The organism is Pseudomonas sp. 1L-C-7-B-C1, from assembly GCF_057291635.1.
The window spans coordinates 100,948-119,550 of sequence record NZ_JBXAWH010000007.1 but is presented as its reverse complement, the minus strand read 5'-3'; the positions used below and the strand labels follow the sequence as shown (position 1 = coordinate 119,550).

Here is an 18,603-nt window from a genome sequence, read left to right as displayed (position 1 = left end):
AGGGCGTTCTTGCCAGGTCGCACGTTCAGGATGTTTGAACGAGGGCCGCAACCACCGGCAACGAAAAGAACCCCCGAGCGCAATCCGTGGTGTGGGCCGCAACGTCGTCGTGGCTTTCACCTCGGTGCAGCGCCACTTCGCGCAAGACCTCGGGCAGGTAGGCCGGCTCGTTGCGGCCGTTTTTCGGTTTGGGGCGCAAGGTGCGGGGCAGCAGGTAGGGCGCGTCGCTCTCCAGCATCAGCCGGCCGCGGGGAATCTCGCGGACCAGCGGGTGCAGGTGCGTGCCCCGGCGTTCGTCGCAGATCCACCCGGTGATGCCGATGTGCAGATCAAGGTCCAGATAGTTGAACAGCGCGCGTTTCTCGCCGGTGAAGCAGTGAACCACCGCCGCCGGGAGCTGATCACGAAAATCCCGCAAAATCGCGAGCAGGCGCTCGTCGGCGTCGCGCTCATGCAGAAACACTGGCAGCTGCAGCTCGACGGCCAGCGCCAGGTGCGCTTCAAGGACCTTTTCCTGCTGCGGGCGAGGGGAGAAGTCGCGATTGAAATCCAGCCCGCATTCACCCACGGCGCAAACGGTTTTTTCACGCAACAGCGCCCTGAGCTGGCGTTCGGTTTCGCCGGTCCAGGCACTTGCCGAATGGGGATGAATGCCGGCGGTGCTGAACAACCGCTCTGCGCTTTCGTCGAGCCTGCGGGATAAGGCCAGGGCCTGTTCGCTGCCTTCGACGTCGGTGCCGGTGAGGATCAACTGGCCGACGCCGGCGGCGTACGCGCGTTCCACCACCTCGCGTTCGCGGCCGGCGAAGCTGGGGTTGGTCAAGTTGACGCCAATGTCTATTAGTTGCATGGTGCTACCTCAGGCCAGAGGCCGAGAAGAATACCAGAGCGATTGAAGCGATAAAAAACAAGCAGGCTCAACTGCTTGGAATACCCAATCCTGTGACCCCGCTTTTGTTGACGCATGCCGCGATCCTTACGGCGAGCCGGTCAGCTGCGGGGCACAGACTTCAAGCCCGTTTTTTTCGGCCTTTCATCGGAGCGTCAATGATCCGCGCGTCCCTGTTTTCCCTGATGTGTGTCATGGCCGTGCCCAGCCATGCGTCGCCGCGCCCTGCCGGCCCGCCCGTGGTGATCAAAAAGAATCAGGTGCGCGACCTGCCGGCGATTCGCAGCGGCAAAGTCCTGCGGGTGCTGGTCAATCAGAGCCGCAATAGCTCCGCTGAAGTTCAGGGTGAGCCTATTGGCGTCGAGTGCCGTCGCTTGCAGGCGTTCGAAACCTACCTCAACAGCCACGCCCGCGACGGTCAGAAGATCTCCCTCAAACTCATTCCCAAAGCCAAGGACCAACTGCTGGCCGCGCTGCAGCGGGGCGAAGGTGACATGGTCGCGCCAGGCGAAATGCTCGATGCCAGTGCTGCGCGCTATGTCGACGCCTCTGAACCGGTGGTCGCCCAAGTGCCGCTGGTGGTGGTCGGTGTCAAGGGTGAGCGGGGCCTCAGGCATCCCGAACAGCTCTCCGGCCGCACGCTGATGCTGACCAGTGGCAGCGCCGCTGATCAAGCCATCCTGCAGCTGAATCAGAAACTGGCCCTGCGCAAGCTGCCGCCGGTGAAGATCGAATGGGTTGATCCGAGCCTGGCCGTGGAGGACGTGCTGGAAATGGTTCAGGCCGGGGTTTACCACTTGACCGTGGTCGAGCAACCCATTGCCGAGCGCTGGGCCAAAGTGATGCCGAAACTGCGCATCGACCGCACCGCCGCCCTGAGCGACCCGGGGGAGATGAACTGGTTCGTGCGCAAGGACGCGATCATGCTGCGCGGCGCTGTTGACCGTTTCCTGCAAACCTACGAACCGCCGCGCAATCAGGACGCGGCCTTCCAGACCGCCTACAAGGACCGCTATCAGATCCACAATCCGTTGGCCCGCGAAGACCGTCAACGCTTGGAAAAACTGCGCCCTACGCTGCAACTGCATGCCGACAAACAAAAGATGGACTGGCTCGACCTCGCCGCCGTGGCCTTCAAGGAGTCGGCGCTTAACCCGGTCGCCAAGGGTGGCAGCGGCGCCACCGGTCTGCTGCAGATCACCCCGTCGGCTGCCCAGCGCGTCGGCGTCGACAACATTCACGACCTCGACGGCAACGTGCAGGCGGCGAGCAAGTACATGGCGCTGCTACGGCGCAAGTTTTTCGCCAGCCCGAAAATCAATGAACGCGAGCGAATGGCCTTTACCCTGGCCGCCTACAACCTAGGCCCCGAGCGGGTGCAGGCCATGCGGATGGAAGCGAAGCGACAGGGACTCAACCCGAATCAGTGGTTTTTCCAGGTCGAGCGGGTTGCCATGGAGCAGGGCGGCAAAAATGTCGTGAGTTACGTCAACAGCGTCAACAAGTACTACCTGGCATTTGATCAGGCGCGCAGTTCATTGGAGCGTCCTGCGACCCGCTGATATATCTATCCATTCGATATGTATGGCGGGTATTTTGCGATTTTCATATTTGTAGAACCGATTATCATGGCGCCATTCTCCCCACTAAAACGGAATTAGCCGCCATGAATGCTCAGCTCAAATCGATTTTCAACACCCACGCCGGTTTCGGCATCACCGGCTTGCGGATTCTCATCGGCATCATCCTTATGGCCCATGGCAGCCAGAAACTGTTCGGTATGTTCGGCGGCTATGGCCTGGAAGGCACTGGCCAGTACATGGCGAGCCTGGGCCTGAACCCTGGCTACCTGATGGCGTTGATGTCCGGCAGCGCAGAATTCTTCGGCGGCCTGGCCCTGTTCCTTGGCTTGCTGGCACGGGCTGCTGCGTTGGTGGTAATCGTGATGCTCGTGGTGGCGATTCTCTCGGTGCACATCCACAACGGTCTGTTCATGGCCAACAACGGTTATGAGTTCGGCCTGGCGCTGATTGCCGGCGCGGTGGCGGTGCTGTTCGAGGGTGCGGGTCGCCTGTCCCTGGACCGGTTGATCGCCCGCGGCTGATTCTCCCCGTCACATGCGGCGCATCCAGATTCGTAGCACACAAGAAACCCGGCCTCTCAGGATGCCGGGTTTTTTTTGCGTTCGGTTCAATAGGCGATCGACAGGAGCCGCCGATTGACAATGCCCACGCCGCTTCTCTAGGATGCCGTTCATGCGCCGATTTAAACAGCTACTTGCGGGGCGCCGGGTGACGGTCATTCGTCATCGAAATTCCGCTAAAGCGCTGGTTCGGTGTTGCCTCTCACCGCTGCCCAGCGGATCAATGAGGCAGAGAAAACGACACTATGAGCAGTCATTCCCACCCGCGTCCCCTCGTACGTCTGGCCCCCATCGCCAGCCAGTTCAATCGTCGTAATCCACAAATTCTTCTGGGCGGTGCCCATCAGCCGACGCTGCTGCGTTATCTCGACGGCTGGCCGCGTCGCCAGGGCGGCCCACACGCCTTTCTCATTCAGTTCATCGAAACCGACGACGCCCTTGAGCGCTTCAGCAACGATCAGTTCGACCTGGCGGTGATTCAGGCGCCCGCTGCCGAGCGCGCGGAGGCGGTGATTCACCACCTGATCCGCGTCGCCCGACAGGGTTTGATCACGCGCTGCTGACGGCTCGCCGCTTGGGTTGCAGCGGCTGATCGGGGTTGCGCAGGTTGAAGCGGGCGCGCACACCATTGGCGTGACAGCACTGGGAGACCAGCGTGCTGCGCAGGGTCCAGTCGGTGTTGATGATGTAAAAGTTCTGGATAAAGCTGTTTTCATCCGTCGATGCGAACCACTGATCGATCTTCAGGCTCAAGTCACTGGGCGCGTGCAGCGGCAGTGAATACTTGGCGCATTGAATGGCAGTCAGGCTGAACTCGGGTTTGTTTTCCACCGCCACTTCGTTCACGAAAGCTTTCAAAGTGTTGGTGTTGAACAGGTTCTCTCCCGGCCAGCGCTGCTTGACGCCGTGCCACAGCAACTCGTCGCCCGAGCTGTGGTTGTAGGCGATTACGACGTTCTTGCCTGGATGATCACGCCAGATGTCTTCCAGGGTCAGCCTGCTCAGGCGCCGAGGGACCGCCCTCGGGCCGAGGGTGGTTGTCAGCAGGTTCTGAAACTCCCGGTGGACGATTTCGCTGAAATTCTTGAATCGGTGGAAGTCGAGAATGACTATTTCCCGGGCGGGCGAGCCGTTCTGCTCCAGTTCTTCAAAGAATGCATGGACGCACGCCAGAATGTCTCCGGCGACCGTGCGTCCTGACGAGGTCAGATGAAACAGCTGGAAACGCCGCGGGTCACCCTTTTCATACTTCGAATAAAACGCCACGCGCAAATCCAGCGCGCGCACTCCCTGGCGAAGTTGCTCCAGGGGCGCGACGTCCTGGGCCATCTCCTGGGGGACCGCGAAGTTGGGTGATAGCTTGTCGCTGCCGGCATTGTGGGCGCCGGGCAGGATGAGTTGGTCGATGCGCAACTGGGCGAGTTCGGGGATGTGCGCCATCCAGTCGAGATGGGGCGGACGGGGTGAAGCGGGTGCGATAGGGGGCATACAGTCATTCCTTGACGTGTCATGAAGCTCCGAGGGCGGAGCGGGTGAGCGGTCATTCGCTCGCAATTTCTTTTCTAAAGTCTGGCTGCCGCCTCGCGGGCGTCAACTAACAGTCGCAGCCCGACTGTTGCTTGATGTGAGGGGCGGCTCGAACGCAGGCGTCAAGTCGCCCTGCAGCCGCGCGTCGGGCAGCGTTGCCCGGCGCAGGGTTGCTCTGCACGTCGCTCATTTGACTTTGAGCACCACCCGCCCGCGCACCGGGTGTTCGTCGAGGTGGTTGTGCGCCTTGCCGAACTGCTCGAACGGCCAGGTGCGGTGAATGTCCGGCTTGAGCAGGCCCTTGGCGGTCAGCGCGTTGATCGCGTCCAGTGCACGCTCCAGCGCGGGGCCATTCTGCTCGATGCCCAGCTCCGGTTTTCCGGTGAAGTTTTCCAGGCAATGCACGTGAAAACGCATGTTTTTGCGGAATGCCTGCTGCGCCGGGAAAGGCGTTTTGTTGCCGCCCCGCAGGCCGTACAGCACCAGACTGCCGCGCGGGGCCAGCACGTCGCCGAGCATCGACATCTGCATCCCGCCCAGGCCGTCGAACACCGCTTCGATACCGTGGCCGTGGGTCAGGGATTCGATGCGCAGGCAGATGTCGTCCTCGTCGGTGACGATCACTCGTTCGGCGCCGTTCGCCATCAGGTATTCCCGGTCTTCCCCATGGGCCGTCGCGGCGATGACCCGCAGGCCCAACGCTTTGCCCAACTGCACAAAGGCAATCCCGGGGCTGTATGCCGCGTCGGTGATGAGCACGGTCTGGCCGGGTTGCACATTGGCCAGGTCGACGAAGGCAAACCAGGCCAGCAGCATCGGCGTGTAGTGAACGCTGGCTTGCACCGGCGTCAGTGCGTCCGGGTAGCGGGTCAGCGCATTGCGCGGCACCATGACATGATCGCCACACACCGGATACTGGTTGGCGCTCATGGCTTTGAAGCTCGCCACTTTGTCGCCCACTTGCAAGTCGGTCACGCCGGCGCCCACGGCTTCGACGACGCCGGCCATTTCGCTGCCCAGCCCCGCCGGCAACTGCACCGGTGCCAGTGACAGGTTCTGCCGCCACAACACGTCGTCCCAGCTGATGCCGATGGCTTCGGCACGAACCAGCACTTCCTGTGGGCCGGGGGACCGGTCAGGCTGCTCCTCGCAACTGAGCACATCGGCTTTGCCGAAGCGATGAAATTTGATGGCGCGTGACATTGTCGACCTCGATGCCTGTCGTTGAGTGTTGCAACGACTGTATCGACGGGGACCACGGGGCACTATTTCTGTCGGTCGATACCCGACATGCCTGCTATCAATTCGCGTTGACGACTTGGCTGACGTGAGCGCTTATTTGCCCCAGGCCCGCAACGCCTGTTCGACAAACTGGCGCACCTTGGGCAGGCGATAGCGGTCCTGGGGGTACATCAGCCACAGCGTGCGGCTGGGCGGCTGGTAATCCTGCAGCAACGGCACGAGTCTTCCGCTGGCGATGTCCTCGCTGATCAGCACGTCGGGCAGCATCGACACGCCCATCCCGGCGAGCACGGCCTGGCGCAGCGCCGGCGTGCTGTTGACGATCATCGAGCCTGATACCGGCACTTCCATCACGCCGTCGGGGCCGGTCAGTCGCCATAACTTGTCGGCGGCACGCCAGTCGTCACCGGCCGGGTAGGCGAACGCCAGGCAGTCGTGATCCCTCAGGTCATCGGCGGTCTGCGGCGTCCCTCGGCGTTTCAAGTACGCGGGCGCGGCGCAGATGGTCAAGGTGTAGTCCTGCAGCGGTCGGGCGATCAACGCCGATGATTCCGGGGTGCCAAGGCGGATGGCGGCGTCGAAGCCGTGCTCGATCAGGTCCATCGTCTGATTGCTGAGCACCACCTCGACCTTGATCTGCGGGTAGCGCTGAACAAAATCGCTCAGCATCGGGGACAGGCGTTCGGCGCCGAAGGCTGGCGGCGCGGTGACGCGCAAGGTGCCGCTGGGTTCGGTCTGTGCCTGTTCGGCCATGCGTTCGGAATCGTTGACCAGCCCCAGCACTTCGACGCAACGCCGGTAGTATTCGACGCCAAATTCAGTGAGGTTTTGCCGGCGGGTGGTGCGCTGCAACAGGCTTACCCCCAAGCGTTGCTCCAAAGCTTTCAAGTGATTGCCGACCATGGTCGTCGACATTTCGCACTGGCGCGCAGCCGCGGTCATGCTGCCGCCTTCCACCACTTTGACGAAAACCGTCATCGCCAGAAACACGTCCATTATCAAGCCCTGCTTTAAAGTCACTGAAGGATGGCGGTCTTTATACATCAGAACGGGCTAACGATACTGGCCTCACTGACCCGTGATGGAGCTACCGACATGACCGCCGCTTGCCTGATGAATACCTACAAACCGATGCCCTTGAGCTTCATTCGTGGCGAAGGCGCGCGGCTGTGGGATGACAGTGGCCGTCAGTACCTGGACGCTGTCGCGGGTGTCGCCGTGACCAACGTCGGCCACAGCCATCCCAAGATTGTCGCGGCGATCAGCGAGCAGGCCGGAATGCTCCTGCATACCTCCAACCATTACCGCATCGACTGGCAGCAGAAGCTGGCGCAACGGTTGACGCAGCTGTCCGGTCTGGAACAGGTGTTTTTCAATAATTCCGGCGCCGAGGCCAATGAAACCGCGCTCAAGCTGGCGCGTTTGTATGGCTGGGCGAAGGGCATCGAGCATCCGCTGGTGCTGGTGATGGACAACGCCTTTCACGGCCGCACTCTGGGTACGTTGTCGGCCAGCGACAACGGCACCGCGCGGCTGGGTTATCAACCCATGTCGGCTGAGTTCGTCAAGGTGGCGTTTGGTGACATCGTCGCGATTAAGCAGGCGACGCGGGTGTATGGCGAGCGCATCGTCGCGGTGCTGGTCGAGCCGGTTCAGGGCGAGGGTGGGGTGGCGTTGCCTCCACCGGGGTACCTGAAAGCACTGCGCGGGCATTGCACGCAGAATGGCTGGCTGATGATGCTCGACGAGATCCAGACCGGCATCGGTCGGACGGGGCGCTGGTTTGCGTTTCAGCACGAAGGGATCGTGCCTGATGTGATGACCCTGGCGAAGGCGCTGGGCAATGGCATTCCCATTGGTGCGTGTCTGGCAACGGCGGCGGTGGCGCGGTTGTTCACGCCGGGCAGTCATGGCAGTACGTTTGGCGGTAATCCGCTGGCGTGCCGGGTCGGCTGCACGGTGCTGGATATCGTTGAGGGGGAGGGGCTTTTGCACAATGCGGCAGTGCAGGGCGAGCGGCTGTTGGCGGGACTGCGCACTGCGCTGGCGGGACATCCCGATGTGGCACAGGTGCGGGGCATGGGGTTGATGATCGGGATTGAATTGACGCGGCCGATTCGGGAAGTGTGCCTGGTGGCGGCGCGGGAATATGGCGTGCTTATCAACGTCACTCGCGGGCAGACGATTCGGCTGTTGCCGCCGTTGGTGATTGATGCAACGGATGTCGACAGGATTGTGGCAGGGGTGGTGGGGGCGCTGAGCCAACGCGTAACGGGATGAGCCTTTGATCTGCCCCAGGCGATCTCATCACAGGGCAATTAACTTGAATATTAAACGCGTCAGTAAACAGTATGTTTATTGGCGCGTTTTGCTATTCGCCAGGTGTTGTCACGGTGCATCAATAAAACCTCTGGCGTCAGGTTTAAATGTCTTTGAATTTGGCTTCGGATGCCTATCGCGTAGCCTGTCGGACCCATCTGTCAGAAGCCTCCTGATATTTGTAAGAAGTTTCCTGATATGAAAACGAGGGTAGTATTTTAATTTTTCAGTGATTAGCCTTTCCCTCCCATGCCGGGCTCACCCCGGCGATGATCGTCACACGCGCCAATAAACTTGAGTCCCATCACGAATTGCGACGGATGTTTTGAATATATCTCGCAGCCGCGTCCCATGGGGTAGCTCTTCAATAACCTAATTATTCAACTGCTCGCGGTGTTTCCTATGACTTCAGTTAATCATGAGCGATCCGGTGTTGCCGCGATTGATATAGATCTAATATTCCAGGACACCTATTTGCTGGCCGTTGAGCTGCATCATGGTCCGGTAATGACCGACAGCAAGACATTGCGTCAGACCTGTATTGCGCAAGTCGAAAACGCGCGTGAAGCATTGCAGCAGGCGGGCATGGACTCACGCAGTGTCGACTTGATCACCCATGCGCAATGCGCGCTGCTCGACGAATCCGTTTTGGCCAATGTCGGGGACGGGGTCCGAGAGCTATGGATCACTGAATCCTTGCAGGCGCGGTTCTGCGGGCATCACCGAGCGGGTGAAATTCTGCATGAGCAAATGCGGGAAGTGCTGCGCGAGCCTGCGCCGGACATGCACGTCGTGACCCTGTTCCAGCGGGTGATGATGTTGGGCTTTCTGGGCGGTTATCGATCGCTGGATGACCAAGAACGCCTGGTCCTGAAAAACCGGCTGGACGCACTGGCAGGGCCGCACCTGTTCCCGGTGCGGCCGACCTGGATAGACGCCAGAGGGCCTGTCCGCACATTCCCCTGGTGGCTACGTTCTCCACGCCTGCACCTGGCAATCGCGGGGCTGGCGCTGGTCGTCCTGTGGTGGTTCCTGAATCGTACGCTCACCAACATGGTCGACGAGCTTGTCGTGAGGGGCGTCTGACCATGACGGACTCACTCCCGGCCTTTTTTGACCACAGCCGTCACACCCTGCGCGTCGATGAACTGGATGCCGACCTCGACGTGCTGACGTTCACGGGCGAAGAACAGCTCAGCCAGCCGTTCACCTACGTCATCGAGTTCACCTCGACGGTTCAGGATATAGGCGCCGGGCACATGCTTGGCAAAGAGGCGCAGTTCACGCTGCACACCGCGGCGCATCTGCTGCCCGGTGCGGCGCGCGGGTTGCCGCTGCCATCCACCGAGCCGCTGCGCACTGTTTGCGGCGTGGTCACGGGTTTCAAGTGCCTGTCAGCCTCCAGAGACGAGGCACGCTATGAAGTCACGCTGGAACCGCGCATGGCGTTGCTGTCCCGCGGCCATCAGTACCGGATCTACCAACAAAGGTCGGTGCCGGAGATTGTCGAGAGTATTCTGCGCAGTCGCCACGGCATGGAGGGGCAGGATTTCCGGTTCAACCTCGTTCGTGACTACCCTCGCCGAGAGCAAGTGATGCAGTTCGGTGAAAACGATCTGGCGTTCATTGCACGGCTGCTGGCCGAGGTGGGCATCTGGTTTCGGTTCGCCCACGACGCCCGTCTCGATATTGATGTGATCGAGTTTCACGACGACCAGCGCCACTACCAATGGCCTCAAATCAAGGTGCCGTATCGCTCGCCATCGGGGCTGGACAGCCAGGATCAGGACGCCGTGTGGCAGTTGCAATCCGATCATTGCGTGGTGGAAAAGCACATTCACTTTCGTGCCTATGACCCACGGGATGCCAACGCCTGGCTCGACGGCGAAGTCGACCAGAGCCGCCGCGCCACCACTACCTATGGCGAGGCCTATCACTACGCCGAGCCCTACACCGTGCTCGGCGACGCACGGGATCTGGACGAGGACCTTGAGAGCGAAAGCGGTTTTTTCTATGCGCGGTTGCGCCACGAACGTTATCTCAATGCCCAGACGCGACTCAGCGGCGTCAGCAGCAGTGCGACCCTGGCGCTGGGGCAGATGCTCAGCGTCACCGGCGATCCCCCCCATGCGTTCGAACCCGGTGCGGTGATCACCGGCCTGAGTCTGCACGCTGCCCGGGACCGCAGTTTCGAAGTCAGCTTCGTCGCCATTCCCTACAGCGAGAGCGTTTGCTTCCGGCCCCCGGTGCCGCGCAAGCCACAGCTTGCCGGCACCGTTGCCGCCCGTGTGACCAGCGTCATCGCCAATGACCCCTACAGCCACATCGATAAGGAAGGTCGCTACAAGGTTAACTTTCTGTTCGACCGGGACAGCTGGGAAACCGGTGAAGAAAGCGCGTGGCTGCGGCTGGCCCGCGCCTACGCCGGCGACACCCACGGCCTGCATCTGCCACTGATTGCCGGCACCGAGGTGGCCGTGGCCTTTGAGCACGGCGACCCCGACCGGCCCTACATCGCCCATGCCTTGCACGACGACCGGCACCCGGACCCGGTGACCCTGGCAGACCGGGACTTCACCCGCAACGTGCTGCGCACGCCGGCCAACAACAAACTGCGCATGGAAGACGAGCGCGGCAAGGAGCACGTCAAGCTCAGCACCGACCACAGCGGCAAGAGTCAGCTGAATCTGGGGCATCTGGTGGACGCCAGCAAGCAGAAGCGCGGCGAAGGCTTCGAACTGCGCACCGATGGCTGGGGGGCAATCCGCAGCGGCAAAGGGCTGTTCATCAGCGCCGATGAACAGGCCGGCGCCCAGGGGCAGCAACTTGAGATGGCAGCGGCGATTGCTCACCTGCAGCATGCGGTGGAGCAACTGCAAGGGCTGTCTCAGGATGCCCAGGCGAGCAGGGCCGAGCCCGCCGGGGTTCAGGCGCAAATGGACCTGCTTGAACAGAACCTCGAACAGCTCAAATCCGCCGTGCTGTTGCTCAGCGCCCCCCAAGGCATTGCCCTCACCAGCGGCAAGCACCTGCAACTGGCGGCACACGACAACCTGATGCTCAACGCTGGCGGCGAAGCCGACATCGGCGTGGTCAAGCGGATGTTCATCGGCGTCGGCAAAGGCTTGAGCTTGTTCGTGCGCCAGTTGGGCATCAAGCTGATCGCCAATCAAGGGCCGGTCACCGTGCAGGCGCAGAACGACACGCTGGAGCTGCTGGCCCGGCAAGGCCTTAGCATCACCAGCACCGAAGACGAGATCCACATTGTCGCCAAGAAGAAGATCGTGCTCAACGCTGCAGGCAGTTACCTGACGCTGGAGCAGGGTCTCATCGAATCCGGGACGGCGGGCGACCATCTCCTCAAGGCCGCGACTTTTCAGTTCCTCAAGGGCGGCGCGACCATGGCTGCCGACCATCCCGATTCCCCGAAACAGCTGACCCGTCAGCCCCTGCGCCTGAAGTTGGCTGCAACGCCCAACCTTGGCGGCAGCTGGACTCACATGCCCTACAAGCTTTATGCCGATGGCGGGCTGATCAGCGAGGGCGTCATGGACGGCAGCGGGCACGTCGAGGTTGATCATCAGCCGACGACGCAGGAATACCGGCTGGAAATGGCCAACGGCGTCAGCTACCGCATTCCCGCCGTGACCACTTACCGCCATCCCGAGCAGGGAAGGCTGGCCAATCAGGGCCTGCACCACCACCGTTCTGCGCCCGACACCCCGGTCAATCAGCCGGCTGCACACACCGACCACCGCACGCAGTATGCCGCCGTGCTGAATAACACCGCCGATCAGGAAGAGGAGGCTCCATGACGCAGCCCGAAATCGTCGCGCCCGTATCGTTTCAAGAAACCGACACCGTGACTCTGACGCCCCCCTGGTTCGTGCAGGACTCTGAGTACCCGCCAGCTTTGACGACGTACATGCCGCTGGTAAACGGCGAAGAGACCTTTGGTGCCGTGCACCGTGCCATTGCAAGCGCGACACGTTCGGTTGATATCATTTGTTGGGGCTTTCAGCCGTCGATGTATTTCATTCGTCAGCAATCCAATCCGGTTTGTTCTGCCGAAGTGCCGATGCCGTCCAGCAAGGATTGGGTGGCATGCCATGAGCCGTGCATCGGCGAACTGCTCATGCAAAAGGCCAGGCAGGGCGTAAAAGTACGCGTGCTGGGTTGGGAGTTACCATTCAACACCGCAGGCGTCGGCGGCGAAGCCAATCTGCCCGGCAAAGGCCGGGTACCCATTGACGATCGCAAGATGCAGAGCTCTACCGACGATCAGTACGCCTATGACCGCAAGTGGTTCGCGATGTGCTCCATCTCAGGCATTCCTATGCCGTTATGGCGTGATCTGGATAGGCCTGCCTTCGCCAGCCGCGGCTTCAGCCTGTTCGACCGCGCCGAGATCATTCACCAGGCCCGGTATCACAGCGCCGATCCGAACCTGAGCGCCATCACGTTCGCAGCCCTCGGTATTGCCGCCACCCACCATCAGAAAACCGTGCTTGTGGACTATGAAGCCCCCGAACAGGCGGTGGGTTTCGTCATGGGTCACAACACCCTCGACGAATATTGGGACACCGACGCTCATTCGGCGCTCAAGCGCGACAAAGCCAGTAAACTCGCGCCCAATGCCGGGCCTCGGGGTGACACGCCGCGTCAGGACATTTCCAGCCAGGTGGCCGGGCCGATTCTGGAACACCTGCATCACAACTTCGCCACCGCCTGGTTCGACGCGACGGGCGAAGACCTGATGACCACTCGCGACGCCATGGCCCTGGGCAAACGCTTGAAATGCCCGCCAAACGAGCAGCGGCATTTCGCCCAGATCCTGCGCACCCAGGCCCAGGAAGGCCGACGCGACATCGAGACGCTTTACCTGCAAGCGGTGAACAACGCCACGGGCTTCATCTACATCGAAAACCAGTATTTTCGCTGGCCGCCGCTGGCCGAAATAATCAAGAAGGCCGCCCTCGCCCAGACCCAGGGCGGACGCGACCCCGGCAAGCACGGCGCATTGCACCTGTTCGTGATCACCAACGTGACCGATGACGGCATCGGCAAAGGCACGGTCAACACCCACCGTATGCTCGACAGCCTGGGGCGCGCCGACACCATGCCGGAGATCACCCGACTGCAACGCATCGAGGCAGCCAAGGCACAGGCCGCTGCGCAAGAGCCGGACCTGAGCGAATTGATCGCAGACCAGGCGACAACCCTCGCTACCGAGCTGTTGTCCCTCTCGACGACCCTGCTGACCGGGGGCGACAGCGCGATCAGCGAGAAGGCCCGCGAAAAGCGACGCGACGCCGAAAGCGCGGCGGCCTTCCGGATGGCTGTGCTCGAAGACCAGATCAAGGCCATCCAGCAAGAAGTGTTCAAGCCCGAGGAAATTCCCAATCTGAAAGTGCACATCTGCTCGCTGGTGGCGCCCGACTCACCTGCCGGCAAATGGATGCCGGTGTACATCCATTCCAAGTTGATGATCGTCGACGACGTGTTTACCACCCATGGCTCCGCCAACATCAACACCCGCAGCATGCAGGTGGACAGCGAATTGAACATTGCCCATGAGTGGGCCAGTGAGACTCAGGCGTTGAGGAGAAGGCTGTGGGATCTGCATACGGCGGGGAAGGGGGTGCAGGATGATCCGAAGATGGCGTTTGAGGCTTGGCAAGACATCATCACGATAAACAAAGGCCTGAAGGATAAGAAGAAATCCTCTCCCCATGCGGCCCTTGTCGAGTTTCTTTACTGCCCCGCCAACCTGGTGAATCTCGACTGATGCGCCGCTTACTACTTCTCGCCTGCCTTATCCTGACCGCCTGTGATAACGGCAACGGGTTACGACCACCACTGGACAAGGACATCCCGATGAAATCCCTCGCTGCCATCAAGGACAACCTAGCCTTTACTTGCAAACATGAAACGCTTCCTCAGGCCAGTGCCGACAGTGATGTGCTGTTCCAATATGCCCGCTGGCTGCAGAAAAACAATCAGCTGAAGCAGGAGCCAAGTACCGACGTTGAAATCGAGCGGCTTTACCGTATTGCTGCCGAAAATGGCCATTACAAATCCAACATAAACCTCCAGAGCGGCAGCCTGCGCGGAAAGTTCAAGCTGCGGGGCCACGAACACCTGCGCTTCAGTCAAGACCTGATCGATGCCAACGTGGCCACGGGTTACTATTTCGTTTCGCTCATGGTGAAAAGCGGCATTGCCGACCTGAAAGCGGACATGGAGATGTCGCTGCGCTATCTGCGCAAGGCTGCCGATGAGGGAAGTGCCCAAGCCCAATACGAAATCGGCGATGCGCTGGCGCCGAGCGACAGGGCGCCGGATGTCGCGCGACAGATGCGGCGATGTGCAGCTGAGCAAGGTCAAGGATCGGCCGCACTGGCCCTGGCCGTCGACCTACAACTGGATAAGCAGTACCGAGATGCGGTTGAGGCTTATCAACTTGGTGTCGCCGCAGGCAATGAAAGCTCTGCGAGTTTTTTGCGCCACGGTTTTCGAGGGCCAGAACCCACCAACGAACTGTACTACCTCGCTCAGGAGACAGACCTCGAACGCGCTGACCGCTACGACAAAATCTGGAGCATCCTCGCCGATTATTCCTATGCCCACCCCAAAGTCCCCGAAATCAACGAAATCCTCCCTCTGCCCCCGGCCAAGCTGCCGCCGTGGGACGGCAAGCTACAGTGGCTGGAAGCCCGCGAAGCCAATGTCCCGCCTGAAAAACCATCGCCGGAGTTAATTCAGCGTCTGACTCAGGACCTGAAACTTGACCCCGCCACCGGCAGACCGATGCCGGGCGCCAAGGGCTTCAGCCAGGCAGACCTGTCGGCCGACCAATGCGTCGACGGGACCAAGTGCCCGGTCAGCGGTTGGTGGCAGGTGGTCGTTCACCGGGAGCTGCACACCCCCGACGGCCAGCCGATTGTTCGTCACTTCGAGCAAGGAGACGTTTTCCCTGTCGAGCGCATGCGCTATTACCGTGACCGAATTTGGCCGCTGCCCAAGAGCCAACATGAAGGCCCGGTGCGGGTCTGGTGGAGGCTGGCATGAAGAAGTGGTTTCTGAAAGCGTTCTTCCTGCTGTCCGCAACAATGCTGCTGACCACAGGGTTGTTTGAGCTCTACAGCAAAATGCCAGTCTGCCAAGAGCTGGAAAACGGGCGGGGCGCGCTGAACAATAGTTGTCTGCCCTATGATCAGGTACTTGCAGGTGACTACAGGATCAGAAAAGGCCTGGTGTATTGGGAAGACCGAGAATATGCACCTGAAAAAAACTGCGGATTTGGATATTTTTCGATACTTGCAAATATAACTAGTTTTAAGTGTTTGTTGGAGATGAAGGGATACATTCGAACAGTAGAGCATCGAACGTTAACCAAGCTAGAAAAGCTGTCGCCTGCGTTCAGGGTTTTAGAAGGCACAGAATCCGGACTGTTGGACTGGCAAAAAAAGCAATTCAACAAATATGCCGTAGGCGAACAGGGTGTGTATTTCGAAGGACGGTTGTTGGAAGGGGCCGACCCCAAAAACTTCTCGGTTATCTTCCCGCTGGGCGATTCTGAGGTGTGGAGCTTTTTCAACGTCTCCCGTGCTGGAAGTCTTACCTTTGTGAGCGGGAAAAGCTTGGGGAACGTCGATCCAGCTTTATATCATTTGCTCCCACCTGTTAAAGGTCCAAGCGTTCCCGCTGGTTGTGGGGCGAATACGCTGGCTGAGCCTCTTCAGGCTGAAGATGGCAGTTCATTCAATGGGGTAGCTAACTGTGGACTGGCTGTTTCTCATAGTCTGAACGTGTTGGCCCCCTGCGAAATGTCGGAGAAAGGTGTAAGGGGGGCGTGCTGGTCATTGAAGAAGATTTCGGATTCCGCCATCGACAAGGGGGTAGCGGCACAATCGGGCAAGGACGTTTTCTATTTTCATCGTTATGGAGTAAGTAAGTTTATAGGTGCGGCCTTGACTGACTACTTCGTGTTTGAGCGCAATGGAATGTTGTACATGAATAGCGGCGGTACAAACTTTAGAATGTTGTTGGGGCGGAGCAACTTTGCGACGCTTATATTGAGCAGAAAGTGAACCAACTAATGCGCTGGCGTAATTGTCTGTATGGTTTTATTTTTTAAAAAAAATAGGAATCTCATCTGGCTTGCTTATTTGGCTCGATGCATTACCCATGAATTTCAATCAAAAGGTATCCCTTATGAAAGGCATCATCCGCATCGGCGACAGCACCACCGGCGGCGGCATCGTCAAAACCGGCTCGGACGCAATGATCTTCGAAGGCATTGGCGCAGCGCGCGTAGGCGACATCGTCCTTTGCCCATTGCCAGGCCATGGCACCACCCGCATTGCCCAGGGCAACTCGGGCTGCAGCGATGACGGCGTGCCGATCGCGTTCCACGGCGACCTCTGTGAGTGTGGCTGCGCATTGATCACCTCGCTGCCGGAAGCCAGCGCCGGCTGACGAAGCATGATGTTTTTCAACACCCGAGACACCCAAGACAAGGACATCTGTCATGAACAAGGACAACCCGACGCTGGCGTACTTCGATGCCGAGATGCGCTACCTGCGCGAAGCCGCTAAAGAGTATGCCGAGGCATTTCCCGACCGCGCCAGCGCATTGAACCTGGACAAGCCCGGGGCTCAGGATCCCGCTGTCGAACAGCTGTTCCAGGGTTTTGCGTTCCTGATGGGCCGACTGCGGGAAAAGCTCGACGACGACCTGCCGGAGTTGACTGAGGGCTTGGTCGGGCTGGTCAGGCCGCAGTACCTGCGGATGATTCCGTCGCTGTCGATCGTCGAGTTCTCGCCTGACATCCATGAGATGAAGACCAGCGAGACGATCCGCAAAGGCTTCGAGGTGCGCTCACGACCTGTCGGCCCAGAGGGTACTCGCTGCCGTTACACCACCACGCAGGACCTGACATTGCGCGCGCTGTCGCTCGATGGCGTGGAGGTCGGGCAGCAGGCGGATGGCCGCTCCGTGATCAGGCTGCGGTTCTCCCTGGGGAAGTTGGTGCTGGCGGACACGATGGACTTGAGCAGCCTGCCGTTGTACCTGAACGCCAGCGCGCCCGTGGCCAGCGCCTTGCACCAGGCGCTGGCGCTCAATGCCCGCAAGGTCTACCTGCGCAAGGAAAGTTCGGAACGCGAGGAGGTCGCTGTCAAATTCAGCCCCAAGGGTTTCGGTGACGAAGATCGACTCTGGCCTCACGCCGATGACCGTTCCAGCGGCTGCCCGTTATTGCTGGAGTATTTCAGCTTCCCCGAGAAATTCATGTTCCTCACGATCAAGGGCCTGGAGCAGGTGAAACTGGACGCCAACACAAAGGCGTTCGAGCTTGAGGTGGTGCTGGGTCAACCCTGGCCCCGCGGGTTTGCGCTCAGTGCCGAGCATGTTCGTCTTCACGCCGTGCCGGTCATTAACCTGTTTGCCCTGGAGGCAGACCCTCTGGCCCTCGACCCTTTGCAGACCGATTACCGCGTGCGGCCGGCGCATGTGGAGGATGCCGACACGGAAATCTATTCCGTGGACAGCGTTATCGCGGGCAAGCGTGCTGCGCGGCACGAGTATGTGCCCTTCACCCATTTTCAGCACAGGGGCGGCATGCTGCGTGATGACGCTCCGGAGCGCTATTTCCATACCCGGCTCAAACCCGCGCCAGATGGGTCCCACGACACATGGCTGGTTCTGGGCGGCGACGGTTTCGAACAGGACCGCTTGAACCCGGCACACCGCCTGACGCTGCAGTTGACGGGCACCAACGGGCGGCTGCCGCGAATGGCGCTGGCCGAGACGGTGCTGGACCAGCCTGCGCAGTCGAGTCGGCGGACATTGACGGTGCGCAACCTGTGCGCGCCGACGATGCCCTGTTACGCCCCTGACAAAGACCGTTTTCATTGGCGTGTTCTCAGTCACCTGGGCTCGAGTTTTCTGCCGCTGCTCGACAACGCCGAGGTCTTGCGCAATACGCTGGCGCTTTACGACTGGACCGACAGTTCGCTGAACCGGCGCCGGTTACAGTCGATCATCGAGGTTCGTCATCATCTGATCCAACGTTTTGAGGGCGGTTTTCTGCTGCGCGGTGTGGACATTGAAGTCACGCTGGAGGCAGGCAATTTCGCGGGGGAAGGGGACATTTGCCTGTTTGGTGAACTGGTCAGTCGCTTCTTTGCGCAGTACGCCGACATTCATCTGTTCAACCAATTGACGTTGATCCTGCAACCGCAGGATAAACATCTGCGTTGGAGTGAGAATCATAGCCAGCGAGTGCCTGGGTGAGCCGTCAATTCGCAAGCGCCGCCGCAGATTGCCTTGCATTAAGGCACTAGGCTGCCGCGGAGCGCACTTAACCCAGTGGGAGCGAGCTGGCTTGCAATGGAGGCCGGCAAATCCGCTGACTATTTCAGCGCCTGGAATGCCGTATTCGCGAGCAAGCTCGCTCCCACAGGTTGTGTAATGCCC

General features: G+C 60.2%; 15 protein-coding genes. 11 read left to right on the top strand and 4 right to left on the bottom strand.

Annotated elements, in window-relative coordinates; all coding sequences use genetic code 11:
• Positions 1-25: 25 nt before the first annotated feature.
• On the bottom strand, positions 26-850 hold the full coding sequence (locus AC0Z8Z_RS12825) for a TatD family hydrolase (protein ID WP_485619359.1): 825 nt from the start codon (positions 848-850) through the stop codon (positions 26-28).
• A gap of 197 nt (positions 851-1,047) precedes the next feature.
• Here AC0Z8Z_RS12825 and AC0Z8Z_RS12820 point away from each other — a divergent pair, with 197 nt between their 5' ends.
• The 3 genes from AC0Z8Z_RS12820 to AC0Z8Z_RS12810 all read left to right on the top strand — a co-directional run bounded on the left by AC0Z8Z_RS12820 (position 1,048) and on the right by AC0Z8Z_RS12810 (position 3,595).
• Positions 1,048-2,451, top strand: a complete 1,404-nt coding sequence (locus AC0Z8Z_RS12820) for an MltF family protein (protein ID WP_122538476.1) — start codon at positions 1,048-1,050, stop codon at positions 2,449-2,451.
• A gap of 104 nt (positions 2,452-2,555) precedes the next feature.
• A complete protein-coding gene (locus AC0Z8Z_RS12815; RefSeq protein ID WP_485619358.1) occupies positions 2,556-2,993 on the top strand; it encodes a DoxX family protein in 438 nt (145 codons plus the stop codon).
• Positions 2,994-3,277: 284 nt separating this feature from the next.
• A complete protein-coding gene (locus AC0Z8Z_RS12810) occupies positions 3,278-3,595 on the top strand; it encodes a class I SAM-dependent methyltransferase (RefSeq protein WP_122538480.1) in 318 nt (105 codons plus the stop codon).
• Here AC0Z8Z_RS12810 and AC0Z8Z_RS12805 read toward each other — a convergent pair.
• From AC0Z8Z_RS12805 to AC0Z8Z_RS12795, 3 genes are all read right to left on the bottom strand, one after another.
• Positions 3,582-4,520, bottom strand: a complete 939-nt coding sequence (locus AC0Z8Z_RS12805) for a PI-PLC domain-containing protein (protein ID WP_485619357.1) — start codon at positions 4,518-4,520, stop codon at positions 3,582-3,584. The genes AC0Z8Z_RS12810 and AC0Z8Z_RS12805 overlap by 14 nt on opposite strands.
• Positions 4,521-4,745: 225 nt before the next feature.
• Positions 4,746-5,762, bottom strand: a complete 1,017-nt coding sequence (locus AC0Z8Z_RS12800) for a zinc-dependent alcohol dehydrogenase family protein (RefSeq protein ID WP_485619356.1) — start codon at positions 5,760-5,762, stop codon at positions 4,746-4,748.
• A 132-nt stretch (positions 5,763-5,894) separates the two neighbouring features.
• The gene (locus AC0Z8Z_RS12795; protein WP_485619355.1) at positions 5,895-6,797 is read right to left on the bottom strand and encodes a LysR family transcriptional regulator; all 903 of its coding nucleotides are present in this window, start codon (positions 6,795-6,797) and stop codon (positions 5,895-5,897) included.
• Positions 6,798-6,896: 99 nt separating this feature from the next.
• Between AC0Z8Z_RS12795 and AC0Z8Z_RS12790 the strand changes: the two genes are divergently transcribed.
• The 8 genes from AC0Z8Z_RS12790 to tssF all read left to right on the top strand — a co-directional run bounded on the left by AC0Z8Z_RS12790 (position 6,897) and on the right by tssF (position 18,420).
• Entirely contained in the window at positions 6,897-8,081 is a 1,185-nt protein-coding gene (locus tag AC0Z8Z_RS12790) for an acetylornithine/succinylornithine family transaminase (protein WP_485619354.1), read from the top strand.
• A gap of 441 nt (positions 8,082-8,522) precedes the next feature.
• Complete coding sequence (gene tssL, locus AC0Z8Z_RS12785) at positions 8,523-9,206, top strand: type VI secretion system protein TssL, short form (RefSeq protein ID WP_485619353.1); 684 nt, start codon at positions 8,523-8,525, stop codon at positions 9,204-9,206.
• A 2-nt stretch (positions 9,207-9,208) separates the two neighbouring features.
• On the top strand, positions 9,209-11,935 hold the full coding sequence (locus AC0Z8Z_RS12780; RefSeq protein ID WP_485619352.1) for a type VI secretion system Vgr family protein: 2,727 nt from the start codon (positions 9,209-9,211) through the stop codon (positions 11,933-11,935).
• Positions 11,932-13,908 carry a phospholipase gene (locus AC0Z8Z_RS12775; protein ID WP_485619351.1) on the top strand — a complete coding sequence of 659 codons (1,977 nt, stop codon included), beginning with the start codon at positions 11,932-11,934 and terminating at the stop codon, positions 13,906-13,908. The genes AC0Z8Z_RS12780 and AC0Z8Z_RS12775 overlap by 4 nt, the downstream gene beginning before the upstream one ends.
• An 89-nt stretch (positions 13,909-13,997) precedes the next feature.
• The gene (locus AC0Z8Z_RS12770; RefSeq protein WP_485619350.1) at positions 13,998-15,191 is read left to right on the top strand and encodes a DUF6396 domain-containing protein; all 1,194 of its coding nucleotides are present in this window, start codon (positions 13,998-14,000) and stop codon (positions 15,189-15,191) included.
• On the top strand, positions 15,188-16,213 hold the full coding sequence (locus tag AC0Z8Z_RS12765) for a hypothetical protein (RefSeq protein ID WP_485619349.1): 1,026 nt from the start codon (positions 15,188-15,190) through the stop codon (positions 16,211-16,213). Before AC0Z8Z_RS12770 ends, AC0Z8Z_RS12765 begins: the two co-directional genes overlap by 4 nt.
• Positions 16,214-16,337: 124 nt before the next feature.
• Positions 16,338-16,601, top strand: a complete 264-nt coding sequence (locus AC0Z8Z_RS12760) for a PAAR domain-containing protein (protein ID WP_205483060.1) — start codon at positions 16,338-16,340, stop codon at positions 16,599-16,601.
• A gap of 52 nt (positions 16,602-16,653) precedes the next feature.
• Entirely contained in the window at positions 16,654-18,420 is a 1,767-nt protein-coding gene (gene tssF, locus AC0Z8Z_RS12755; protein ID WP_485619348.1) for a type VI secretion system baseplate subunit TssF, read from the top strand.
• The last annotated feature ends 183 nt before the right edge of the window (positions 18,421-18,603 follow it).

Coding starts and splice junctions, on each gene's coding strand:
- AC0Z8Z_RS12825 (WP_485619359.1), bottom strand. CDS start 850: ATGCAACTAATAGACATTGGCGTCAACTTGACCAACCCCAGCTTCGCC.
- AC0Z8Z_RS12775 (WP_485619351.1), top strand. CDS start 11,932: ATGACGCAGCCCGAAATCGTCGCGCCCGTATCGTTTCAAGAAACCGAC.
- AC0Z8Z_RS12810 (WP_122538480.1), top strand. CDS start 3,278: ATGAGCAGTCATTCCCACCCGCGTCCCCTCGTACGTCTGGCCCCCATC.
- AC0Z8Z_RS12770 (WP_485619350.1), top strand. CDS start 13,998: ATGAAATCCCTCGCTGCCATCAAGGACAACCTAGCCTTTACTTGCAAA.
- AC0Z8Z_RS12765 (WP_485619349.1), top strand. CDS start 15,188: ATGAAGAAGTGGTTTCTGAAAGCGTTCTTCCTGCTGTCCGCAACAATG.
- AC0Z8Z_RS12820 (WP_122538476.1), top strand. CDS start 1,048: ATGATCCGCGCGTCCCTGTTTTCCCTGATGTGTGTCATGGCCGTGCCC.
- AC0Z8Z_RS12815 (WP_485619358.1), top strand. CDS start 2,556: ATGAATGCTCAGCTCAAATCGATTTTCAACACCCACGCCGGTTTCGGC.
- tssF (WP_485619348.1), top strand. CDS start 16,654: ATGAACAAGGACAACCCGACGCTGGCGTACTTCGATGCCGAGATGCGC.
- AC0Z8Z_RS12780 (WP_485619352.1), top strand. CDS start 9,209: ATGACGGACTCACTCCCGGCCTTTTTTGACCACAGCCGTCACACCCTG.
- AC0Z8Z_RS12795 (WP_485619355.1), bottom strand. CDS start 6,797: ATGGACGTGTTTCTGGCGATGACGGTTTTCGTCAAAGTGGTGGAAGGC.
- AC0Z8Z_RS12790 (WP_485619354.1), top strand. CDS start 6,897: ATGACCGCCGCTTGCCTGATGAATACCTACAAACCGATGCCCTTGAGC.
- AC0Z8Z_RS12800 (WP_485619356.1), bottom strand. CDS start 5,762: ATGTCACGCGCCATCAAATTTCATCGCTTCGGCAAAGCCGATGTGCTC.
- AC0Z8Z_RS12760 (WP_205483060.1), top strand. CDS start 16,338: ATGAAAGGCATCATCCGCATCGGCGACAGCACCACCGGCGGCGGCATC.
- AC0Z8Z_RS12805 (WP_485619357.1), bottom strand. CDS start 4,520: ATGCCCCCTATCGCACCCGCTTCACCCCGTCCGCCCCATCTCGACTGG.
- tssL (WP_485619353.1), top strand. CDS start 8,523: ATGACTTCAGTTAATCATGAGCGATCCGGTGTTGCCGCGATTGATATA.